At 47.4% G+C, this 23,331-nt stretch carries 24 protein-coding genes and 1 other annotated feature; of the genes, 19 read left to right on the top strand and 5 right to left on the bottom strand.

What is annotated here, in order from left to right:
* The first annotated feature begins 64 nt into the window (after positions 1–64).
* Together M1E03_RS06360 and M1E03_RS06365 are read left to right on the top strand one after the other, a co-directional pair.
* Positions 65–1,849, top strand: coding sequence for a sensor histidine kinase (locus M1E03_RS06360; protein WP_020452535.1), 1,785 nt, complete (start codon positions 65–67; stop codon positions 1,847–1,849).
* A complete protein-coding gene (locus M1E03_RS06365) occupies positions 1,824–2,546 on the top strand; it encodes a LytR/AlgR family response regulator transcription factor (RefSeq protein WP_020452534.1) in 723 nt (240 codons plus the stop codon). Before M1E03_RS06360 ends, M1E03_RS06365 begins: the two co-directional genes overlap by 26 nt.
* A gap of 50 nt (positions 2,547–2,596) precedes the next feature.
* On the opposite strand, the gene M1E03_RS06370 is transcribed toward M1E03_RS06365, so the two are convergent.
* On the bottom strand, positions 2,597–4,147 hold the full coding sequence (locus tag M1E03_RS06370) for an alkaline phosphatase D family protein (protein WP_429673770.1): 1,551 nt from the start codon (positions 4,145–4,147) through the stop codon (positions 2,597–2,599).
* Between the two features lie 240 nt (positions 4,148–4,387).
* Here M1E03_RS06370 and lrgA point away from each other — a divergent pair, with 240 nt between their 5' ends.
* The 6 genes from lrgA to M1E03_RS06400 all read left to right on the top strand — a co-directional run bounded on the left by lrgA (position 4,388) and on the right by M1E03_RS06400 (position 7,360).
* Positions 4,388–4,801, top strand: a complete 414-nt coding sequence (gene lrgA, locus M1E03_RS06375; protein WP_105980081.1) for an antiholin-like murein hydrolase modulator LrgA — start codon at positions 4,388–4,390, stop codon at positions 4,799–4,801.
* 23 nt (positions 4,802–4,824) lie between these two features.
* Complete coding sequence (gene lrgB / locus M1E03_RS06380; protein ID WP_075212766.1) at positions 4,825–5,508, top strand: antiholin-like protein LrgB; 684 nt, start codon at positions 4,825–4,827, stop codon at positions 5,506–5,508.
* A 135-nt stretch (positions 5,509–5,643) separates the two neighbouring features.
* Positions 5,644–5,776 (top strand) — a sequence feature (ribosomal protein L20 leader region).
* A 67-nt stretch (positions 5,777–5,843) separates the two neighbouring features.
* Entirely contained in the window at positions 5,844–6,362 is a 519-nt protein-coding gene (gene infC, locus M1E03_RS06385) for a translation initiation factor IF-3 (protein WP_145654358.1), read from the top strand.
* Between the two features lie 17 nt (positions 6,363–6,379).
* Positions 6,380–6,580 (top strand): 50S ribosomal protein L35, encoded by a 201-nt coding sequence (gene rpmI, locus M1E03_RS06390; protein ID WP_003184267.1) that lies wholly within the window; start codon positions 6,380–6,382, stop codon positions 6,578–6,580.
* Positions 6,581–6,612: 32 nt separating this feature from the next.
* Entirely contained in the window at positions 6,613–6,972 is a 360-nt protein-coding gene (gene rplT / locus M1E03_RS06395) for a 50S ribosomal protein L20 (RefSeq protein WP_003184266.1), read from the top strand.
* 124 nt (positions 6,973–7,096) lie between these two features.
* Positions 7,097–7,360, top strand: coding sequence for a DUF1294 domain-containing protein (locus M1E03_RS06400; RefSeq protein ID WP_020452529.1), 264 nt, complete (start codon positions 7,097–7,099; stop codon positions 7,358–7,360).
* A 15-nt stretch (positions 7,361–7,375) separates the two neighbouring features.
* Here M1E03_RS06400 and M1E03_RS06405 read toward each other — a convergent pair whose 3' ends face one another.
* Entirely contained in the window at positions 7,376–7,777 is a 402-nt protein-coding gene (locus M1E03_RS06405) for a hypothetical protein (RefSeq protein WP_023855473.1), read from the bottom strand.
* 173 nt (positions 7,778–7,950) lie between these two features.
* Here M1E03_RS06405 and M1E03_RS06410 point away from each other — a divergent pair, with 173 nt between their 5' ends.
* The 11 genes from M1E03_RS06410 (at position 7,951) to M1E03_RS06460 (ending at position 20,553) form a co-directional block, all read left to right on the top strand.
* The gene (locus tag M1E03_RS06410; protein ID WP_020452527.1) at positions 7,951–9,036 is read left to right on the top strand and encodes a M42 family metallopeptidase; all 1,086 of its coding nucleotides are present in this window, start codon (positions 7,951–7,953) and stop codon (positions 9,034–9,036) included.
* Between the two features lie 151 nt (positions 9,037–9,187).
* On the top strand, positions 9,188–10,150 hold the full coding sequence (locus tag M1E03_RS06415; protein WP_035338196.1) for a glycoside hydrolase family 43 protein: 963 nt from the start codon (positions 9,188–9,190) through the stop codon (positions 10,148–10,150).
* A 259-nt stretch (positions 10,151–10,409) separates the two neighbouring features.
* Complete coding sequence (araA, locus tag M1E03_RS06420; protein ID WP_065643641.1) at positions 10,410–11,891, top strand: L-arabinose isomerase; 1,482 nt, start codon at positions 10,410–10,412, stop codon at positions 11,889–11,891.
* A gap of 14 nt (positions 11,892–11,905) precedes the next feature.
* A complete protein-coding gene (gene araB / locus M1E03_RS06425; RefSeq protein ID WP_041817285.1) occupies positions 11,906–13,597 on the top strand; it encodes a ribulokinase in 1,692 nt (563 codons plus the stop codon).
* Between the two features lie 15 nt (positions 13,598–13,612).
* A complete protein-coding gene (gene araD / locus M1E03_RS06430; RefSeq protein ID WP_020452523.1) occupies positions 13,613–14,299 on the top strand; it encodes an L-ribulose-5-phosphate 4-epimerase in 687 nt (228 codons plus the stop codon).
* A 16-nt stretch (positions 14,300–14,315) separates the two neighbouring features.
* The gene (locus tag M1E03_RS06435; protein WP_095290827.1) at positions 14,316–15,521 is read left to right on the top strand and encodes a sn-glycerol-1-phosphate dehydrogenase; all 1,206 of its coding nucleotides are present in this window, start codon (positions 14,316–14,318) and stop codon (positions 15,519–15,521) included.
* Between the two features lie 23 nt (positions 15,522–15,544).
* The gene (locus M1E03_RS06440) at positions 15,545–16,822 is read left to right on the top strand and encodes an ABC transporter substrate-binding protein (protein WP_095291053.1); all 1,278 of its coding nucleotides are present in this window, start codon (positions 15,545–15,547) and stop codon (positions 16,820–16,822) included.
* Between the two features lie 30 nt (positions 16,823–16,852).
* Positions 16,853–17,797 carry a carbohydrate ABC transporter permease gene (locus tag M1E03_RS06445; RefSeq protein WP_020452520.1) on the top strand — a complete coding sequence of 315 codons (945 nt, stop codon included), beginning with the start codon at positions 16,853–16,855 and terminating at the stop codon, positions 17,795–17,797.
* Positions 17,797–18,639 (top strand): carbohydrate ABC transporter permease, encoded by an 843-nt coding sequence (locus M1E03_RS06450; protein WP_020452519.1) that lies wholly within the window; start codon positions 17,797–17,799, stop codon positions 18,637–18,639. The genes M1E03_RS06445 and M1E03_RS06450 overlap by 1 nt, the downstream gene beginning before the upstream one ends.
* A gap of 35 nt (positions 18,640–18,674) precedes the next feature.
* Positions 18,675–20,183: an arabinosylfuranosidase ArfA gene (gene arfA / locus M1E03_RS06455; protein ID WP_105980089.1), complete on the top strand. Its 1,509-nt coding sequence runs from the start codon at positions 18,675–18,677 to the stop codon at positions 20,181–20,183.
* Between the two features lie 91 nt (positions 20,184–20,274).
* Entirely contained in the window at positions 20,275–20,553 is a 279-nt protein-coding gene (locus M1E03_RS06460; protein WP_020452517.1) for a hypothetical protein, read from the top strand.
* Between the two features lie 126 nt (positions 20,554–20,679).
* Here M1E03_RS06460 and M1E03_RS06465 read toward each other — a convergent pair whose 3' ends face one another.
* The 3 genes from M1E03_RS06465 to M1E03_RS06475 are packed head-to-tail and all read right to left on the bottom strand — an operon-like array spanning position 20,680 to position 23,198.
* A complete protein-coding gene (locus M1E03_RS06465; RefSeq protein ID WP_195257981.1) occupies positions 20,680–22,128 on the bottom strand; it encodes a PH domain-containing protein in 1,449 nt (482 codons plus the stop codon).
* Positions 22,115–22,594, bottom strand: a complete 480-nt coding sequence (locus M1E03_RS06470) for a PH domain-containing protein (RefSeq protein ID WP_103750227.1) — start codon at positions 22,592–22,594, stop codon at positions 22,115–22,117. The genes M1E03_RS06465 and M1E03_RS06470 overlap by 14 nt, the downstream gene beginning before the upstream one ends.
* Positions 22,595–22,604: 10 nt before the next feature.
* Positions 22,605–23,198: a TetR/AcrR family transcriptional regulator gene (locus tag M1E03_RS06475; protein ID WP_023855462.1), complete on the bottom strand. Its 594-nt coding sequence runs from the start codon at positions 23,196–23,198 to the stop codon at positions 22,605–22,607.
* Positions 23,199–23,331 lie beyond the last annotated feature (133 nt).

A 23,331-nucleotide genomic window follows, 5' to 3' on the forward strand; every position in this document is an offset into this window, starting at 1 on the left:
AATAAAGAGAGGTATGATAGAATAAGAGCAAATTCCGATACAGAAAGAAAGCAAGGGGAAGTACATGATTCAACTCATGATCATGATGCTGGAGAGAGTGGGGATCATCGTTATCCTGGGCTTTATGTTGGCCCATATGAAGGTGTTCCGTCAGCACCTCCAGCATCCGGAAGGGTATAAGGGAAAAGGGGTTCTCATCTTCATTTTTTCCCTGTTCAGCATCATCAGCAACTATACAGGCATTGAAATCCGGGAACATAAGATTTTGAACAATGATTGGATTTTTGCGATCGATCCGTCAAGCTCGATTGCCAATACGAGAATTCTCGGTGTCGAAATCGGCGGTCTGATCGGAGGGCCGTTTGTCGGAGCGGGTGTCGGGCTATTGTCAGGCATTCACCGTTTTTCACTGGGAGGGACGACAGCTTTGAGCTGTGCGGTTTCTTCACTGCTGGCTGGCGTCATCGCCGGTTATATCGGCAGCTTTTTCAGGAAACGGCATCAGATGGTGACACCAAGGGTAGCCGCTCTGGCGGGTATTTGTATGGAGGGTCTGCAGATGCTGATGATTCTCGTACTTGCAAAACCGCAGGCTGAGGCTATTGCGCTTGTTCAGATGATCGGCATTCCGATGATGATTGTCAACGGGACGGGCAGCTTTATTTTTCTATCGATCATTCAGTCTATTATCCGCAAAGAGGAACAGGCGCGGGCCGTTCAGACCCATAAGGTGTTTTCGATAGCGGATCAGACGCTTCCTTTTTTCCGCCGGGGACTGAATGAGGATTCCTGCAAAAGCGCCGCTCTCATTATTCACCGGATGACGGGGACGGATGCCGTATCGATTACGGACAGAGAGAACATTCTCGCTCATGTCGGAGATGGAGCAGATCATCATATTCCTTCGAAAAATCTGATCACCGGTTTATCGAAAAAAGTCATTCAAACCGGAAAGGTCATGAAAGTGAAGTCGCGCGATGAAATCGAGTGTGCGCACCGTTCCTGTCCGCTGCAGGCGGCGATCGTACTGCCGCTCTTCTCCAACCGCGAAACAATCGGCACGCTGAAGCTGTACTTTAAGCATCCGTCCGGTCTTAACCGTGTGACGGAAGAGCTCGCCGAAGGGCTTGCCATGCTTTTTTCCACTCAGCTAGAACTCGGTGAGGCTGAGCTGCAAAGCAAGCTTTTGAAAGATGCCGAAATCAAGGCGCTTCAAGCGCAGGTCAATCCGCACTTTTTATTTAATGCCATCCATACGATTTCTGCTCTGTGCAGGACAGATCCCGAAAAAACGCGGAAACTCCTCCTGCAGTTGAGCGTTTATTTTCGTTCCAATCTGCAGGGAGCCAGGCAGCTGATGATTCCGCTCTCAAAAGAGCTGAACCACCTGGAAGCCTATTTATCATTGGAGCAGGCCCGGTTCCCTGGCAAGTATCATATTGATTTTCATATCGAGGACGGTCTTGAAAGCATGGAAATTCCTCCATTTATATTGCAGCTGCTTGTTGAAAACGCGCTTCGCCATGCATTCCCGAGAAAACAAAAGGTATGCACGGTAAAAGTATGCGCTGTGAGAGAGCAGGACGGCGTTTTGATGAAGGTGTCAGACAACGGCAGGGGAATTGATCCCGAGCTGCTTGGACAGCTGGGACAGGCGCCCGCACCTTCAAAAGAAGGGAACGGGACGGCGCTTTACAATGTGAATCAGCGGCTTACCGGTTTGTTCGGGCACCAGGCTGCCCTCGAGCTTGCCAGCGAACCTGATAGAGGAACAGAGATATCCTTTAAGATTCCTTTTCAAACCGAAAGAGAGGGGAACAGAGATGCTCAAGGTATTAATCGTGGATGATGAAATGTTTGCGCGAGACGAGCTTAGATATTTATTAGAGCAGACCGAAGAAGTGGTTGCGGTCGATGAAGCTGAACATATCGAAGAAGCGTTTGACAAAATGGCGGATCACAAACCCGATATTCTTTTCTTGGACATCGATTTGTCTGGGGAGAACGGTTTTGACATTGCGAAGCGGCTGAAAAAAATGTCGGCGCCTCCGGCTGTCGTTTTTGCGACCGCTTATGATGAATATGCGCTGAAAGCATTTGAAGTGGATGCGGTCGATTATTTGACAAAGCCGTTTGATGAGGAGCGAATCAGACAGACGATTCAAAAATATAAAAGGATGCGTCCCGGCCATCAGGAGGGGCAGCAGCTTGCGGGCCGTCACAGGCTGGCTCTCAGCATTGACGAAGCGATCGTCATTCTCGATCCGGACGAAATCGTATACGCCGGGTTAGAAGACGGACACGTCACAGTGAAAACCTTTGATCAGGCATACACGGTTCACGATACATTAGTCGTTCTCGAACAAAAGCTTTCACAGACGGCGTTGATCAGGGTGCATAGAAGCTTTCTCGCAAATATGGATCATATTAAAGAAGTCAAACCCTGGTTCAATTCGACATACAACCTCCTGATGAAAGACGGCTCCACGATTCCTGTCAGCCGTACATACGCGAAAGAGCTGAAAAAACGGCTGCATATGGTGTAAAAAATGATCAGCGGCGGTGAAAGACTGAATTCGTCATTCACCGCCGTTTTTTAGCGCTGAAGCCCGGGCCGTCCCGCTTCTATGGAGAATGTGGCATAAGTTGAGACTGGGGCGCCGGGCCGTGTGATATAAGGAAGAACCTGAAAGTCGGCTTCAAGCTGCCGGGGCGTCAAGCGGCAGCGAACATAACCGCGCTGCGCATTGTACAGTTTGACATGCGGGTTTCCGAGCCAGATCGGCGCCAATGAATCGGTCTCGCTGCCGTCAGCGTCTGAAGATATCGAAGTTGTGATCAGCTCGGTTCCGATTGTCGCTGAGCCCGCATCGTCGAAGTTCTCCTTTAAGTCGGCAGCGGCATGTCTGTGAATATCTCCTGTCAGCACAACGGGGTTTTGGATGCCGTATACCTTGTATGCGGAAAAAAGCCTGTCGCGGCAAGCGGGAAAACCGTCCCACTGGTCTGTGCTGTACTCAACTCCGGGGCCTGTATCGCGGTCGATTTGAGCCAGGACGACTTGCTGGACTAAAAAGTTCCACACCGTGTCAGACCGGCTCAAGCCGTTAAAAAGCCAGCGCTCCTGGTCAAATCCGAGTATGGAGCGTGACGGCTCAAGCCGTTCGGCCTCATTTGCCGGAAAATTATTGCGGTACTGCCGGGTGTCCAGAACATTGAATTCAGCCAGGTTTCCATAGCGGAACCGCCTGTACATCAGCATGTCAGGCCCATTTGGAATCGATGTGCTGCGGATCGGGATATTTTCGTAGAAAGCTTGGTACGCCGCTGCGCGCTGCCGGAGAAAATCGTCCGGAGATGTGTTGTATTGGGAATGGATGCCGGCATAATTGTTTTCGACCTCATGGTCATCCATCGTCACAACCCAGGGAGCCAGCGCATGAATGGCCTGGAGGTCCGGGTCTGTCTTAAAAAGAGAATATCTGAGTCTGTATTGGCTGAGCGTGACGGTTTTTGCGTTATGGGCAGCAGATAAAGTCACATCGCGGAAAAGATTTTTAGCATTAATGGCATATTCGTAAATATAGTCTCCGAGGAAAAAAACAACGTCCGGATGGTCTTCGGCCATATGCCGGTAAGCTGTAAAATATCCGTGGTACCAAGCTTGGCACGAGGCGAGAGCGAACGACATTCCCTTGATGTCGGCGTGCGGGGAAGGCGCTGTTTTTGTACGGCCTGTCCGGCTGATTTCCCGTCCCGCTTTAAACCGGTACCAATAATAGCTTCCCGGCTTTAAGCCGTTCACTTCAACATGAACGGAGTGGGCGAGCTCAGCGAGCGCTGAGACGGTCCCGCGCTTCACCACTTTGCGGAAATGTTCATCTTCGGCTACTTCCCACTGAACAGGGACGGCTCTGCCGGGCATTCCCCCTAAACCGTCTTCGGCAAGCGGATCGGGGGCAAGCCTCGTCCAAATGACAACCCCGTCGGGATGCGGGTCACCTGAAGCCACTCCAAGCTTGAATGGATAATCTGCAAATCGGGGCGCGCCGGCGGCGATCGAAGCGTCTTCAGGCATCAGGCCGCGTCTTGCTAAAGATGCGAATTCGCCAGCCGGAACAAAGCGCCCTCCTCTTGAATGGTTCATGAGTCAGAGCCTCCTCATCAATCGTTTTCTCATTAACCACTATACGATCTGTTTTGCTCCATTAGCACATTCTGGAATTTAAATAATTGTGAAGAATGTGCAAAGCCGGAAGAATAATTTGCATTTCAGCGTCCCGTTTCTGCAATTGAAGGGCGGTATCCGGCAAGTTACTTTGAAAACGCTTTTTTGGCCGGGGCCTTTTTATATAATGAACCCAACACAGCCAAAGAGGTGAACGAAATGAAGGGGAAAAAAGAATATGGCTTTTTAACTCAGGCATTTATTTTTGCTGTTATGATGTTTGTTTCAAACGGAATCGCCGCGATTCTGCCCATCCCGATTCCTCCGTCTGTCATCGGCTTGGTGATGTTGTTTGCATTGCTGTGTGCGAACGTGCTGAAGCTGGAACAAGTCGAATCGCTTGGCACGGCGCTCACTTCGCTGATCGGTTTTTTATTCGTTCCGTCGGGTATATCAGTGATGAACTCGCTCGGTGTCATGGAGAAATACGGGCTGCCGATCGTCCTCGTGATTTTCCTGGCCACCGTCATTCTGCTTGCAGCGACAGGCTTGTTTTCACAGTTCATCCTGTCTGCAAGCAAAAAGGACCGTCAGGACAACCGGGTTGAATCAGCCAAAAAAACAGCTTCTTGAATCGATAGGAGGTTATTAACGCTATGACACCTTATTTCGGTATCGTCGTTTCACTGGCCGCATTTGGCATCGGCACTTTTTTATTTAAAAAATCAAATGGTTTTTTCTTGTTCACGCCTCTGTTTGTCGCGATGATTCTTGGGATTGCATTTTTAAAAATCGGCGGTTTTTCATATGAGGACTACAAGAGCGGCGGAGACATCATTAAGTTCTTTTTGGAGCCCGCCACGATTGCGTTCGCCATTCCTTTATACAAACAGGTGGAAAGCTTGAAAAAATATTGGCTGCAAATCCTTGGCGCCATTATTGCGGGCTCTGTCTGCTCGGTTGCTGTCGTCTATCTGATCGCAAACGCGCTCCATCTTGACGGAGCCGTCATGAAAAGCATGCTGCCTCAGGCCGCCACGACCGCGATTGCGCTTCCTTTATCAAAAGGAATCGGCGGCATTCAAGATATCACGGCCTTCGCCGTCATCTTTAACGCAGTGATCGTCTATGCGCTTGGCGCGCTTTTTTTGAAGATCTTCAAAGTGCAGCATCCGATCGCCAAAGGGTTGGCGCTCGGAACATCAGGACATGCCCTCGGCGTCGCCGTCGGAATTGAAATGGGGGAAGTCGAAGCGGCAATGGCGAGTATTGCAGTTGTCGTCGTCGGCGTCGTGACCGTGTTTGTCGTTCCGTTATGTGTCCAAATGATCGGCGGATAGAGCCGGTGAAAGAAAAATAAAAAAATAGCATTGCTATTTCAAATGTGTCCTGATATAATAGCAAATGTTGTGATAAATTTTATATCTTGACTTGCAGGATTTGTTTATGTAAGATGGATAATGAATTGAATATATATCAACAAGCAGAAGCACCCGCTTCTCACCTGATTGACACATTCTTGTAGTTGGCAGGTTAAACGTACATTTCTTATTTTTCTATGCAATGTTCGCAGTGTGGGTGTTTCGATGCCCGCACTTTTTGTTTGCCTGTGGAATGCAAAGAAACGGTCAAAATGAGTTGTGAAATCAATTCAAAGATTCTATGGAGGTGGCTCATTATTAGCAAAGATCAATTGGTTAATGAGGGTATCCGTGCGCGTGAAGTTCGTTTGATCGGACAAAATGGCGATCAGCTTGGGATCAAATCCCGCCAGGAAGCACTGGAAATTGCGGGTCGCGCAAATCTTGACCTTGTGTTGGTTGCAGCGAATGCAAAACCGCCTGTATGCCGGATCATGGACTACGGAAAGTACAGATTCGAGCAGCAGAAGAAGGAAAAGGAAGCACGCAAAAATCAAAAAATCATTAACTTAAAAGAAGTTCGGCTGAGCCCTGGTATTGAAGAACATGATTTCAATACAAAGCTTCGCAACGCCATCAAGTTCCTGGAAAAAGGGGACAAAGTGAAAGCGTCCATCCGCTTTAAAGGCCGTGCGATCACGCACAAAGAAATCGGACAGCGCGTGCTGGACCGTTTCTCAGAAGCCTGCGCGGAAGTGGCGAATGTTGAAACGAAGCCGAAAATGGACGGCCGCAGCATGTTCTTGGTGCTCGCGCCTAAAACTGAAAAGTAATTAAGGAGGAAACATCCATGCCAAAAATGAAAACTCACCGCGGATCTGCGAAACGTTTTAAAAAGACAGGTTCCGGGAAACTGAAACGTTCTCATGCATATACAAGTCACTTGTTCGCAAATAAATCTCAAAAACAAAAGCGCAAGCTTCGCAAAAGCGCAGTCGTAAGCGCCGGCGATTTCAAACGCATCAAGCAGCAGCTTGCCAACATTAAGTAATTCGGAAAAGGTATAATTAGGAGGGAAATCTAATGCCAAGAGTAAAAGGCGGAACTGTTACACGCAAACGTCGTAAAAAGGTTCTCAAATTAGCAAAAGGTTATTTTGGTTCAAAACATACATTATATAAAGTAGCTAACCAGCAGGTTATGAAATCAGGAAACTACGCTTTCCGTGACCGTCGTCAGAAAAAACGCGATTTCCGCAAACTGTGGATCACTCGTATCAATGCTGCAGCACGCATGAACGGTCTTTCTTACAGCCGTTTGATGCACGGTCTTAAGCTTTCCGGTATCGAAGTAAACCGCAAAATGCTTGCTGACCTTGCTGTAAATGATTTGAACGCATTCAATCAGCTTGCAGACGCTGCTAAAGCGCAATTGAATAAATAATTGAAAAAGGCCGGAACCCGGCCTTTTTCTTTTGTTGTTAGAAGCTACTCGCGCGGGATGTGAAACGGTTCGTGAGACCGGCCGCCGCAAGCCCCCAACCGCGAAACAAGGAGAAATGAACAATATGACTCTCATATGGATTTACGCGATCCTCATAAACGGATACGGCTTTTTCTTAATGAAAGCAGACAAGCAAAAAGCGGTCACTGGGAAATGGAGGGTATCTGAGCGCCGCATCTGGCTCGTTGCGGCCGCTTTCGGATCCGCAGGCGTCTGGTTCGGGATGATGCGGTTCAGACATAAGACAAAACACCTTTCCTTCAGGCTTGGCATTCCTTTTTTGCTGGCCGTGCAAGCCGTTTTGACCTATTTTTATATGATGAATTAAAAAAGCAGATGAGGCTTATTGCTCTTCTGCTTTTTTGTTTCTCCACTTTTGAATGTTCGAATCCCAGTCGATTTTGCAATCGGGATAGTGGGCTTTAATGTTTTCTTCCAATTCTGCGAAGTCTTCTTCCGTGAAAGAGCTGAGCTTTTCTTCAGGCGCTTCCGTCCATACAAAAATCGTATGGATGAACAGCGGATGGTCTTTTGAAGGAATGTGTTTTTCTCCTTCGAAAAGCACGCCTTTAAATGTCAACTTGAGATTTTTGCGTGCATTTTTCTGTTCGTCCAAAAAATAAAAGTGTTTTTTGGCCTGTGCTGATTTCAGCCTTCTGTCCGGACTCCCCAAAAATTGAACGGCCCTGTACACGACGTAAACCAAAAGCGCCAGCAAAGCCAGTCTCAATATGATGACAATCATGTTAAAACAGAACCTCCCTTGAACGTAATTTTGAGTATATCCCAATATATACGAACCAGTTCCCGCAAGGTTTCATTTTTTAACCAAAAAAGCTGTACAGAATATTGGTCGTATTGAAAAGGGATGTTTCTGTATAATAGTAAATGAGGGTTAATTAAGGAGGCTGTATAGAGATGGCAAAGCTTGATGAAACATTGACGATGCTAAAGGAATTAACAGATGCAAAAGGAATTCCTGCAAATGAAAAAGAGCCCAGACAAGTCATGAAATCGTACATAGAACCGTTTGCCGACGAGGTTACGACAGACAGACTGGGAAGCTTAATCGCTAAAAAGACCGGACAGGCTGACGGACCGAAGATTATGATTGCCGGCCATCTTGATGAGGTCGGTTTTATGGTTACGCGGATCGATGACAGGGGTTATCTCCGCTTTCAGACGGTTGGAGGCTGGTGGAGCCAGGTCATGCTGGCGCAGCGTGTGACGGTCGTGACGAAGAAAGGCGACATCACCGGTATCATCGGTTCAAAACCTCCTCATGTCCTGTCTCAGGAGGCAAGAAAAAAATCGGTGGATATTAAAGATATGTTTATCGATATCGGAGCGTCGAACAGAGAGGAAGCGATGGAGTGGGGCGTTCTTCCGGGAGACCAGGTCGTTCCTTACTTTGAATTTACGGTGATGAATAATGAAAAAATGCTGCTTGCCAAAGCATGGGACAACCGTATCGGCTGCGCGATCGCGATCGATGTGCTGAAAAACCTGAAAGGAGCGGATCACCCGAATGTCGTCTACGGCGTCGGAACCGTACAGGAAGAAGTCGGACTGAGAGGCGCGAAAACCGCCGCGCATACGATCAAGCCTGATATTGCTTTCGGTGTTGACGTGGGAATCGCGGGTGATACACCGGGTATTACGGAAAAAGAGTCGACAAGCAAAATGGGAAAAGGCCCGCAGATCATCCTTTATGACGCTTCAATGGTGTCTCATAAAGGGCTTCGCGACTTTGTCACGAATGTAGCAGATGAAGCCGGCATTCCGTATCAATTTGACGCCCTCTCAGGCGGAGGAACAGATTCGGGCTCGATCCACCTTACCGCGAACGGAGTGCCTGCTCTGTCGATCACGATCGCGACAAGGTATATCCATACGCACGCGGCCATGCTTCACCGGGATGACTATGAACATGCGGTAAAATTAATTACCGAAGTGATTAAACGATTGGATAAAGAGACGGTTCAAAATATTACGTTTGACTGATGAAAGATGGGGCTGACAGGCTTATTTTATAAGCTGTCAGCTTTTTTTGTAATGTCAAAGACAGCGTTTACATATATAAACATTGTTCGAAAAATTGACAAAGAAAGGGAGGCATTGTTTTTTCATTTACAAGAACAGGAGTGTGAACTGAATGAAAAAAGTGTTGCGGAGAATGTCTTTGACAGGATTGATGTTCGGACTGCTGCTGGCTTTTTTGATGCCTGAATCAGGCAAGGCTGCGTTTTGGGACACAAAGGGGGACAATTTCATCCATGACCCTTCCATCATTAAAGAGGGAAATACGTGGTATACATTTGGAACCGGGCTCGGTACAGGGCTGCGTGTCATTAAGTCAACCGACGGCAGAAACTGGAGTGCTGCCCCGAGTATTTTTCCAGCTCCATTGTCCTGGTGGAAGATGTACGTACCAAATCATGAACCGCATCAGTGGGCGCCGGATATCAGCTACTATAACGGCCGGTATTGGCTGTATTACTCTGTATCGTCTTTCGGTTCAAACACATCAGCGATAGGACTCGCATCGACAGACCGGATTTCATCCGGCAAATGGCGGGATGACGGGCTGGTCATCAGATCGACATCCGGTGATCAGTTTAATGCCATTGACCCTGATCTGGTTATTGACAAAGACGGGAATCCATGGCTCTCATTCGGTTCCTTTTGGACCGGCATCAAGCTGACAAGGCTTGATAAAAACACGATGAAGCCGACGGGAAGTCTGTATTCGATCGCCTCAAGGCCGAATAACGGCGGAGCGGTTGAAGCGCCGAACATTACCTACAAAGACGGCTACTATTACTTATTTGTCTCGTTTGACAGCTGCTGTAAAGGGGTGAACAGCACATATAAAATAGCGTACGGCCGTTCAACGAGCATTACGGGACCCTATTATGATAAAAGCGGCAAAAATATGATGAACGGCGGAGGGACGATCCTGGATTCCGGCAATGACCGCTGGAAAGGGCCGGGACATCAGGATGTTCTGAACAACTCGATCCTTGTCAGACACGCTTATGACGCGTTGGACAATGGTGTATCGAAGCTGCTCATCAACGACTTGTACTGGGATTCCCAAGGGTGGCCGACTTATTAACAGATGACGGGCGATTTTTCCGCCCGTTTTTTTGTTCTGAAATCTGTCAAAAAAAATAAAAAACACACTGGAAATTAAATTGACAGTTTTTTTCAAAATGATATAATGAAGTTGTTCGTACAAATATGTTTTTGAGTTTAGTTGTACGTACATATAGTCGCGATAAGTTTGAGAATAAGGTATATCCATATTTTTTTGTAAGCGTTTTAATAGTTTGCTAATCTTTACACAGAAACCTTAAAGAAGAGGAGGAAGCTATTTGATTCAAAAAAAGACGCATGTATTTTGGTTTGTGACAGGCAGCCAGCATTTATATGGAGAAAAGGCCGTACAAGAGGTGGAAGAGCATTCCAAAATAATCTGCAACGGATTAAATGACGGACATTTAAGGTTTCAAGTCAAGTACAAAGCGGTGGCCACTTCGCTGGACGGCGTCAGAAAACTGTTTGAAGAGGCGAACCGGGACGAGGAGTGCGCGGGCATCATTACCTGGATGCATACGTTTTCACCGGCGAAAATGTGGATTCCGGGCCTGTCCGAGCTGAATAAGCCGCTGCTCCATTTTCATACCCAATTTAACCGGGACATTCCGTGGGATAGAATCGACATGGATTTCATGAATATTAATCAGTCTGCACACGGCGACCGCGAATACGGCTTTATCGGAGCTAGATTGGGCATTCCGCGAAAAGTCATTGCCGGGTATTGGGAAGATAGAGACGTCAAACACTCGATCGACAAATGGATGAGCGCAGCGGTCGCATATATTGAGAGCCGTCATATCAAAGTCGCCCGATTTGGGGACAACATGCGCAATGTGGCGGTAACAGAAGGAGATAAGATTGAAGCGCAGATTCAGCTTGGCTGGTCTGTCGACGGATATGGAATCGGCGACCTCGTCACAGAGATCAATACTGTATCAGAACAAAGTCTGAACGAGCTCATCTCCGAATATGAGGAGCTTTATGAGTGGCCGGAAGGCGAAGAGGCAAGGGAATCCGTCAAAGAGCAGGCGCGGATCGAGCTTGGATTAAAGCGCTTTCTTTCGAATGGGGGCTATACGGCCTTTACGACAACCTTTGAAGACCTCCACGGTATGAAGCAGCTTCCAGGTTTGGCCGTTCAGCGCCTGATGGCCGAAGGCTACGGTTTCGGAGGAGAAGGAGATTGGAAAACGGCTGCGCTCGTCAGGATGATGAAAGTGATGGCCGGCGGAAAAGAAACGTCATTTATGGAGGATTACACGTACCATTTTGAACCGGGCAATGAAATGATTCTCGGCTCCCACATGCTTGAAGTGTGCCCGTCGATTGCCGATCACAAACCGAGAATTGAAGTCCATCCGCTGTCAATGGGTGCAAAGGACGATCCGGCGCGGCTCGTGTTCGACGGAATTGCAGGCCCTGCGGTCAATGTCTCTCTCATCGATTTGGGCGGCCGTTTCAGGCTTGTCATCAATGAAGTGGAAGCTGAGAAGGTTCCGCATGATATGCCGAATCTTCCGGTGGCGCGCGTACTTTGGAAGCCGCAGCCGTCTTTGAGAACATCGGCTGAAGCGTGGATTTTGGCTGGCGGTGCGCACCATACATGCCTTTCGTATCAGCTGACAGCCGAGCAGATGCTCGATTGGGCCGAAATGTCAGGCATTGAAGCGGTGTTGATCAATCGCGATACGACGATATTAAATCTTCGCAATGAACTTAAATGGAGTGAAGCTGCATATCGGCTTCGCAAGTTTTAAGGGGGTGAAGGCTTATCCCTTACACAATCGGAGTTGACTTTGGAACATTGTCAGGACGCGCTGTTCTCGTCGATGTCCGGACAGGTGAGGAAATCGCGACAGCTGTCAAAGAGTACACACACGGGGTGATAGACCGGGAGCTTCCCGTCTCAAAGCGGAAACTTCCGCGGGACTGGGCGCTCCAGCATCCGGCTGATTACATTGAAGTGCTGGAGGAAACAATTCCGAGCCTTTTAAAGCAGTCGAAAGCGGATCCGAAAGAAATCATCGGCATCGGAATCGATTTCACGGCTTGCACGATTTTGCCCGTTGACGAGAACGGCACTCCTCTTTGCATGAGGGAAGAGTATGCGTCAGAACCGCACAGCTATGTCAAGCTTTGGAAGCACCATGCTGCACAGGAGCAGGCGAATCGCTTGAATCAAATCGCGGAAGAAAGAAATGAACCTTTTCTTCAAACATACGGCGGGAAAATTTCTTCCGAGTGGCTCGTTCCAAAAGTGATGCAAATCGTGGAAGAAGCGCCTGTTATTTATGATGCTGCAGCCGAGATTATGGAAGCGGCCGACTGGATCGTCTATATGCTGTGCGGAACTAGAAAGCGCAACAATTGTACAGCGGGTTATAAAGCGATTTGGAACAATAAAAGCGGCTATCCTTCCGATGATTTCTTCGCAAGCCTGCATCCGAAGCTGAAAAATATCGTTCGCGAAAAATTAACAGAGGATATTTATTCTGTAGGTGAAAAAGCGGGCGGACTGACTGAAGAAATGGCCGGGAAGACAGGGCTTCTGGCTGGTACGGCGGTCGCTGTCGCAAATGTTGATGCGCATGTGTCAGTTCCGGCGGTCGGCATCACAGAGCCGGGCAAGATGCTGATGATCATGGGAACGTCTACCTGCCATATGCTGCTCGGTGAAGATGTCAGAATGGTGCCGGGAATGTGCGGCGTCGTTGAAGACGGGATTCTGCCAGGCTATGTTGGCTATGAAGCGGGCCAATCGTGCGTCGGCGACCATTTTCATTGGCTGATTCAACACTTTGTACCAGAAGCGTATATGAAAGAAGCTGAAGCCGAAGGGATTTCTATATTCGAACTGCTGTCTCAAAAGGCTGACCGTCTCCAAATCGGCGAAAGCGGTTTGCTTGCATTGGATTGGTGGAACGGAAACCGTTCAACACTCGTTGATGCCGATCTGACAGGCATGCTGCTCGGTATGACGCTTGCCACTAAGCCTGAAGAGATATACCGTGCATTGGTTGAAGCGACTGCTTACGGGACGAGGATCATTATTGAAACGTTTAGACAAAGCGGCGTGCCGATCGAGGAGCTATATGCCGCAGGAGGAATCGCCGAAAAAAATCCGTTTATCATGCAGATTTACGCGGATGTCACCAACATGGAAATCAAAATATCCGGATCTCCGCAGGCGCCGGCTTTAGGTTCCGCGATATTCGGAGCGCTCGCGGCCGGAAGCGTGAACGGCGGTTATGACCATATCGAAGAAGCAGTCGCACATATGGGCAAGATCAAGGATCAAACGTACAAACCAATTCCTGAAAACGTTGCCTTATACGATCGGCTTTATACGGAATACAAGGAACTTTACACGTACTTCGGAAAGCAAAACAACGTGATGAAACGCCTTAAAAAATTGAAAAACATCCAGTCCATTAGTTCTGACACCGGTAAAGCGATGGCTTAAAGGGAGGAGAAAACTGTGCTGGAATCTTTGAAAGAACAAGTATTAAAAGCGAATTTGCAACTTGAAGAATACCGGCTTGTCACCTTTACATGGGGAAATGTCAGCGGTATTGACCGGGAGAATGAGCTGGTCGTCATCAAACCGAGCGGTGTCAAATACAGCGATTTGAAAGCCGAAGATTTAGTGGTTCTGAATATGGACGGCGAGATTGTAGAAGGGGATCTGAAGCCGTCTTCCGATACGCCGACACACCTCTATCTTTACCGGCAGTTTCAGTCGATCGGCGGGATCGTCCATACGCATTCTCCGTGGGCGACAAGCTGGGCGCAGTCAGGGAAGGATATTCCGTCACTCGGAACGACTCATGCCGACTATTACCACGGTGACATTCCGTGTACAAGAGAAATGAATCCTGAGGAGATCAGAGGTCAATACGAGTTGAATACAGGAAAAGTGATTGCCGAGACGTTCCGGCATCTGGACCCCCTGGCGATGCCCGGCGTTCTCGTGAACAATCACGGGCCGTTTTGCTGGGGGAAAGACGCCTTGGCGGCCGTACACAATGCTGTCGTCTTGGAAGAAGTCGCGAAGATGGCGTACCGCTCCCTGATGCTGAATCCGTCTCTTGAGCCGATTAAGAGCGCTTTGCAGGATAAGCACTATTTTCGCAAGCACGGGGCAGACGCGTATTACGGCCAATAGAGGAGGGAAGCTGTCAATGAAAGATTTGATCTCTTATGTGAAAGACACTTTGGGTGCGTGCGAATGCGGAGCCGTTCATCATCCGCTTACAGTCGAAAAAATCGCGATCGGCGGCAAAGCTGTTGAGCAAGAATTGCCCGCTTTCGTGAAATCGGCTTCCTATAAAAAAGCCGCTGTCATTTATGATGAAACGACCGGACGGATAGCCGGTAAGCGGATTGCGGCTCTTCTTGAAGAAACGGCTGAAACAGTTCAGGTTCTGCTGGAAGCTAATGAAGCGGGCGATGTGACGGCGGATGAGCAAACATTGGTGAGTGCATTGATCGGTGTACCGATTGATGCGGATGTACTAATTGCAGCCGGAGCGGGCACGATTCACGACATCGTCAGGTTTTGCGCCTATCAGCGCGGCATCCCGTTTATTTCAGTTCCTACGGCTCCGTCGGTTGACGGTTTTACTTCAGCCGGCGCACCGCTGATTTTAAAAGGAAAGAAACAGACGGTTCAAACGACAGCGCCGATCGCGCTTTTTGCCGATTTGGAGCTCTTGTGTCAAGCGCCACAGAACATGATAGCCGCAGGTTTTGGCGATATGCTCGGCAAGGAGACGTCGCTTGCGGATTGGGAAATTTCCCGCCTGCTTGCCGATGAGCCGTATTGCCCGGCCGCCAGCCGGCTCACGAGGGAAGCGCTTGATCAATGCCTTGACCGAAAAGATGACATCGCTGCCAAGACGCGTGATGGGATTAAGAAATTGATGGAATCACTGATCCTTTCTGGTCTTGTCATGCTGGTTCTCGACCATTCAAGGCCGGCTTCCGGCGGCGAGCATCATCTTTCCCACTACCTTGAAATGAAAGCGTTGGAGAACAATAAGCGGCAAGTGCTCCACGGTGCTAAAGTCGGCTGCAGCGCCATCATGCTGACTGACATTTACCGATCTCTTATCGGTACAAGCCTGGGTGATCAACACGCTGAGCAAGCGATTCGCTCCGTTTATGAAAAGCTTCCTGACGGTAAGAAAATGGCAGAGTGGATGAGGCGTATCGGCGGGCCTGTATCTTTCAAAGAACTCGATGTTGAAGAAGAGCTGGTGAGAGAAGCGCTCGCATACGCCCATCAGCTCAGAGACCGGTATACAGGACTGAAAATCATCAATCAATACGGCCTTTTGCCGGGGCTTTTAGGCAAAGGACCAGGCGTGAAAGGGGTTAAAATGTGAAAAGGTTCCTTTCATCTATCTTTATGGTCACGGTCGCTGCATGTCTGCTTTTATCGGGGTGCAAGGCAAGTCCAGCCTCTGATCAAGCGGACGGCACCGAATTGACATTTTGGACATTCAACGGCCTTCATGAACAGTTTTATGCTGAGATGGTGAAAGAATGGAACAAAAAGTATCCCGAGCGAAAAATCAAATTAAATACAGTGGTGTATCCGTATGGACAGATGCATGACAATTTATCAATCTCGCTTTTAGCCGGGAAAGGGGTTCCAGATATTGCCGATGTTGAGCTGGGGCGCTATTCGAACTTTTTGAAGGGCTCTGACATTCCTCTTACAGATTTAACGCCGCTTGTGGATGGCGACCGCGACAAGTTTGTTGAAGCGAGGCTGACGCTCTACAGCAAGAACGGCAAGCTTTACGGACTTGACACACATGTCGGAACAACCGTGATGTATTACAACATGGAAATGATGAATAAAGCAGGCGTTGATCCGGACGACATCAAAACATGGGAAGATTACAGGGAAGCGGGCAAAAAGGTCGTCAAAGCTCTCGGAAAGCCGATGACAACGATTGAAACGACCGATCCGAATTCATTTCTGCCGCTGGTTTCCCAGCAGGGATCCGGTTACTTTGATGAGCAGGGGCGTTTGACATTAAACAATGAGACAAACGTAAAAACGCTCGAATTTTTAAAGACTTTAATTGAGAAAGACAAAATTGCCGTCACAACGCCCGGAGGTAATCATCACAGTGAAGAATACTACGGGTTTATGAACCAAGGCGGCGCGGCGTCTGTCTTAATGCCGATCTGGTATATGGGCCGTTTTTTGGATTATATGCCTGACTTGAAAGGGAAAATCGCGATCAGACCGTTGCCGGCATGGGAAGAAGGGGGAGACCGTTCAGCGGGAATGGGCGGAACGGCCACCGTGATTCCAAAACAGGCGAAAGAGGTCGATCTGGCCAAGGATTTCTTGAAATTTGCCAAAGCATCGAAAGAAGGCAACATCAAGCTGTGGACCGTGCTCGGATTCGATCCGCTCAGATGGGATGTGTGGGACTCGGACGAATTGAAAAAACCAAATCAATATACAGAATACTTTCAAAACGGACAACACATCTTTTCCGTGCTTCTTGACATAAAGGATGAGATCAATCCGCTTTACCTTACTGAGGATTATGCGAAGACTTCTGATCTCGTCAACAGAAACGTCCTGTACGAAGCGCTCAAAACGAAGAGCAAAACACCGAAAGAAGCATTGGACAAAGCAGCAGCTGAAGTGAAAGGGCAATAGTCTTTCATTACTGTAAAGCGAGGCGATAACTTGAAGACTGTTAAAACAGATACAGTGCATTCGTTTCCGCCGGTGAGCAGAAAAAGAAAGATCAGACGATTATTATATTCAGCAAAAGCCGCACCCTACATTTTCACAGCACCTTTTGTACTCTCCTTCTGCATATTTTTTCTTTATCCGCTTATCAGCGTCGTCATCATGAGCTTTCAAAGCATTCTCCCCGGGGAAGTCCGCTTCATCGGGACGGAGAACTATCAAGCATTAAACAATCCTACATTTTATACCGCACTATTCAACACCGTAAAATACACCTTTTGGACATTGCTGATTTTAATACCTGTTCCTCTTATTCTGGCAGTCTTTTTAGATTCTAAACTCGTAAAGTTTAAAAACGTGTTCAAATCGGCTTTATTCATCCCGGCTCTGACGTCAACCATTGTGGCGGGGATTATTTTCAGGCTGATTTTTGGAGAAATGGATACATCGCTGGCGAATTCGATATTGGCTAAGTTTGGAGCTTCGCCGTACAACTGGCTGAACAACGAACATACCGGCATGTTTTTAATGGTGATGCTCGCATCCTGGAGATGGATGGGAATCAATGTCCTGTACTTTTTGGCGGGCTTGCAGAACGTTCCGAAAGAATTATATGAAGCTGCCGAAATCGACGGCGCAGGCACGTTCAAGAAGTTTTACCATATTACGCTTCCGTTTTTAAAGCCCGTCAGCGTCTACGTGCTGACGATCAGCATCATCGGCGGCTTCCGGATGTTTGAAGAAAGCTATGTGCTGTGGCAAAACAACTCTCCGGGCAACATCGGCCTGACGATGGTCGGATACATTTATCAGCAGGGGCTTGCCTACAACAACATGGGCTACGGCTCGGCGCTCGGCATCGTGCTCTTGATCATCATTTTCATCTGCAGCCTCATTTCATTAAAGCTGTCTGGATCTTTTAAAAAGGAGGGCTATTAATGCGTCCTGCCAGAGGCCTCAACATTGCGAAAGTTGCTCTGTTTCTGCTGTTTGCGATACTAAGCTTTTTGTTTGTGTTTCCGCTTTTCTGCCTTGTGCTCGGCTCGCTCAAACCATCTTCGGAATTGTTGCGCTTCGGCTTGAATTTAAAGCTGAGCCCTGAAATCCTGAGCCTTGACAATTACACATACTTGTTTAACGGAGGAAGCATTTATTTTCAATGGTTTTCGAACAGCTTGATTCTCGTGGTGATATCCACCGTGCTGACGCTCTTGTTTTCTTCAATGGTCGGATACGGGCTTGCCGTCTACGACTTTAAAGGAAAAAATCTCTTGTTTGTAGCTGTGCTCCTGATCATGATGGTGCCGATCGAAATTCTCATGCTGCCTTTATTTAAAATGACGGTTTCTCTTCATATTGTCGACACATACGCCGGTGTGATTCTGCCGTTTATCGTCTCGCCTGTCGCCGTGTTTTTCTTTAGACAGTATGCGCTCGGCCTGCCGAGAGATTTGCTTGATTCCGCGAGAATGGACGGCTGCACAGAGTTCGGCATTTACTTCAGGATTATGGCGCCCTTGATGAAGCCGGCATTTGGAGCGATGATCATTCTTCAATCCTTAAACAGCTGGAACAACTTCTTATGGCCGCTGATCGTTTTGCGATCGAAAGAAATGTTTACGCTCCCAATCGGACTGTCCGCTTTGCTCAGTCCGTACGGGAACAATTATGACATGTTGATTTCGGGTTCTGTGCTGGCGATTCTGCCCGTGATTCTCATTTTCCTGTTCTTCCAGAAGTACTTTATATCAGGTTTGACGGCGGGCGGAATTAAAGGCTGATCCACTATATATCATCTTGAAAGGAATGATTTAACATGACTGCACACAAAGCGAAGATGACGATTGACAAGGAATATAAGGTGGCAGAGGTTGATAAGCGAATTTACGGATCCTTTATCGAGCATCTCGGCAGAGCCGTTTACGAAGGCATTTATGAGCCCGATCATCCTGAAGCTGACGAATCTGGCTTTCGAAAGGACGTTATTAAATTGGTCAGTGAACTGAAGGTTCCGTTTATCAGGTATCCGGGCGGAAATTTTGTCTCAGGTTATAACTGGGAGGACGGGGTCGGTCCTGTCGAACAGCGGCCGACAAGACTTGATTTGGCGTGGGCGACAACCGAGCCGAACTTAATCGGTACGAACGAATTTATGGATTGGGCAAAGCTTGTCGGGGCAGAGGTGAATATGGCCGTCAACCTCGGAACGAGAGGAATTGATGCCGCACGCAACCTGGTAGAATATTGCAACCATCCGTCAGGATCGTACTACAGCGACTTGAGAAAATCCCACGGATATAAGGAACCGCATAAAATTAAAACATGGTGCCTCGGCAATGAAATGGACGGTCCATGGCAAATCGGCCATAAAACTGCAGCCGAATACGGAAGACTTGCCGCTGAAGCCGCGAAGGTGATGAAATGGACGGACCCGTCGATCGAGCTCGTCGCCTGCGGAAGTTCGGGAAGCGGAATGCCGACATTCATCGACTGGGAAACGACCGTGCTTGACCATACGTACGAACATGTCGAGTACATCTCGCTTCACTCGTATTACGGCAACCGTGACAATGACCTTCCAAACTATTTGGCGAGATCGCTGGACATGGATCACTTTATCAAAACGGTCATCTCAGTCTGCGACTATATGAAAGCGAAAAAGAAAAGCAAGAAAACGATTCACCTTTCATATGATGAGTGGAATGTCTGGTATCACTCGAATGAAAAAGACAAAGAAGCTGAACGCTGGGCGAAAGCGCCGCACCTTCTTGAAGACATCTACAACTTTGAGGATGCGCTTCTCGTCGGCTGTATGCTGATTACGATGCTCAAGCATGCCGACCGCGTGAAAATCGCCTGTCTGGCTCAGCTTGTCAATGTCATCGCGCCGATTATGACAGACAAAGGCGGAGAAGCGTGGCGTCAGACCATTTTCTATCCGTTTATGCACGCTTCCGTCTACGGCAGAGGAACGGTATTGCAGACGGCGGTATCGTCTCCGAAGTATGATGCGAAAGACTTTACGGATGTGCCGTACCTGGAGTCCGTGTCTGTTTTCAATGAAGAAGCCGAAGAATTAACCGTTTTTGCCGTCAACCGCGCAACTGACGCCGGCCTTGAAATGGAAGCCGATATGAGAAGCTTTGAAGGGTACAGTGTCTCTGAGCACATCGTTCTGGAACACGAAGATCATAAAGCGACGAATGAAAAAGACCGCAACAACGTCGTTCCGCACAGCGGCGGAGACGCCAAAGTATGTGACGGCAGGCTGACGGCTCACCTTCCGAAACTTTCCTGGAATGTGATCAGAATGAAAAAAAGATGATCTAAAAAATCCGGCCGCTGTGCCGGTTTTTTTAGGTGTGAAAAGGTGTGCGCATTTATGTCGGAGAATACTATAAAACAGGAGGGGGGATATGATGAAGTCGTTTTTTTCGGCTGCATATTGCTTTTTGATGTACGCATTTATAGCATACCTTTGGCTTCTGTTTATCACGGCGGTCCTTGATCGGACCCGATTTCTCAATCACTCATTTTTAGAGGCGGGCGTCATCTTGATCGGCACCATATTGTTTTTTTCGCTGTCTCACCATCTCTCAGCTTCACTTGTCAAAACAAACATCAATCGAATCGGAGGGATCGCCGCTTTCTGTCTAGTCATGGCCGTTCATTTTTTTATTGTTCCGTTATGCTGACAGAAAAAAGGCGGATATCCGATGATACCCGCCAATTACGCCTTAAAAAAGGCAGCAGATGAAGCATGTGTCTATTTTATTCTTATTATTCCTATTAGTCAACTGGGTTTTGGGTGGTTTTGAAAATTATTCCTTTGTTTTAAGGGCATGTTGATAAAGATCTGCTGCACTCTCTATTGGAATGTGGCTGATCGAAAACTTCATATTTTCTTTTCCTGAGGCAACGGCCAGCTTAATTGATGCTAAGTTTTTTCTCTCTTGCATAAATGTTTGGCTCAATGATGCCCATTGAATGCGTCCGCGTTTCATAATTGCCGTTTTCCGGGATAAAATTCCGTATTGCAAAGTTAAAAAACGGCTGCTTTGATTCCAGCCAATCATCCGATACCCTATCCACCCCAGGCTGAATAATCCGAGCGGCAGAACTGCAGCCAGATTGTGATAGTCGGAAGGTACAAACAGCCATATCGGTATGGCAAAAAGACAGCCGGCTATAAATGGCATAACCATATAGTGAATTTTCGCTTCCTTTGTGAGCGTGTGCAGATGGCCTCCTTTGCGGTAACCGGTAAACGGTTCAAGCATGGATTCGGCCTTTTCTTTTTTAACAAAAGGAAGTAGGGTGACGGTTTTACTGCTTTGCTCATTTGAACGATTGCGAATCACAACAGCTTTGATTTCTGCATACCCCAAGAATCGGTGAATCGGACGCTCAATGATGAGAATGGCCTGTATCCGGTCTTGTCCGATCGTTCGTTTTTTCTTTTCAAACAGGCCCTGCTCAATCTCAATTTCTCCTTTGCTATTTTTCCTTAATGTGAATTGAAAATCACTTGCAAATGTGAGTAATAGCGAAAGCGCGAATGATAGAATAGCCATCAAGACCACCGTGATCATGATCCAGTTGGGGCCGAACCAGCCGGATAAGGAGGTGAACAAAGTGTCCCTGTCTCCTTCTTTCGATATATCGATATATTTTAGCAATCCCAGTAATAACAGCGTAAACACAATTCCGACTTTAGGCGATAGCAGGCTGTGTAAAATGAGGTTACTTTTAGATAATTGAAACATGGAGTCTTCAGCATGTTCGCTCGGCCTGTCTTTTGCTTCTGTTTTTAAAGCCGTCCGAATGCGCTGTTCTTCTTCTTTTGAAATGCAGCTGAGTGTGATGCCGGATTCTTCTCCTCCGGCAAGTTCAATTGTCAAAGTCCGGGTGGAAAATAAATGATCATATACACGAATCGCAGAATCAATTGATTGTATACGATCCGGCTGCACCCATCTTTTCTTGACGACAAGCAAACCGGATTCAACATATATCGCTTTCTCATGTATTTGGTAGGTAAATGACCGCCATTTTAATACACCAATCACGAAAAACGACATGATAAGGCATGAGCCTAAAGTGATATTGATGAGGAAAGCGGGAATGTCACCGCCCAGTTTATGAATACATAATACGAGCAGTGGAAATAACCAAATAAAGGAAAAGGATTCTTTGATCGCTGTAGCGATAAAGTAAAGGACGGAAACCGGATGGAGACGATGTTTGATCAATGTGTCAGACTTGTTCATCGCATAACCTCGCATAGGCTTCAATTTCTTTGCGGATCGAATCGGCTGTTCCTTCGGCCAATCCCAGAATGTCGTGGCTGCCGGCTGCCGTTGATAAAGTCACTGTATATAAATTGTACTTTTTTAAAATAGGACCTTGTTTTGCTTCGACATGCTGGACTTTCCCCATAGGAATTAATACTTTTCGTCTGAAAATGATCCCTTTATGGATTTGAATACTTACTTCACTTAGGCGGTATCGCCACAAGTGATATTTCCACTTCGGCAAAAGATAAAGTTCAAACGGTACCGAGGCAACAGCTAAACATAATGTGACAGCCAATATCCATTTTGGCCAGCCGAATGTGATAGTAAAGTATAGCAATGCCAGAATCATGGATGCATACACACATAAAGTGATCACACCTTCAAGCTTCCGTACGGCAACAATTTTCCCGTCCAATTTTTTAAATTCACCAGTGTTCACGATAGCCTCCCTATTTAGTTATTTTTCTTGTTGCATAATCGAACGTATCGACAATTTCTGATATCATGTCTTCCTTATCTGATATATCTTGATTTGCGATTTTGGTCCCAAGAGAATCGATGACGCTTCGGACGGTTCTGGCCATAATGTGCGGGGAAAACTGCCTGAAACTCCCTTCTGTTTCCTGTCCCCACTTAAAAATTTCAACTAATGGCTCATATATTGATTCATCTTCATTCTGGTAAAACAGCTCGCCGGTTTCTGTTCGTAGGTTGGATACCACCTCAATGATTGCGGTCACGTAAGCTCGGTGTTCATACATGAATCTGAGATTTGATTCAATGTATGCGCGCAGTGTCGCCGGCGCACTGTCTGAACCATCCATGAATTTTTCCATATAAGGTGCTGCAAGTCCGTAGCAATACTCAACAACAGCCTTCATAAGCTGCATTTTATTTGGAAAATGATATGTAACGACTCCTTTGCTGATTCCCCCCTTTTTCGCGATATTGCCGATCGAGGCATTCGCATAGCCTTCTTCCACAAGCACTTGAATAGCGTCTTCAATAATTTGCAGTCGTCTTTTTTGTGATTTCGTATTCATGACTCAATTTTAGTACGATCGTGCTAAAGTGTCAATAAGAATATGAAATCAAACTGAGAGGTCCGGGTGCTCGTCTATAACAAAAGGAAGCTGTCATAAAAAGCGAAGATGGAGGTCGTGTCTTTTTTCGAAA

The sequence above is a fragment of the Bacillus sp. PK6-013 genome, from assembly GCF_054161445.1.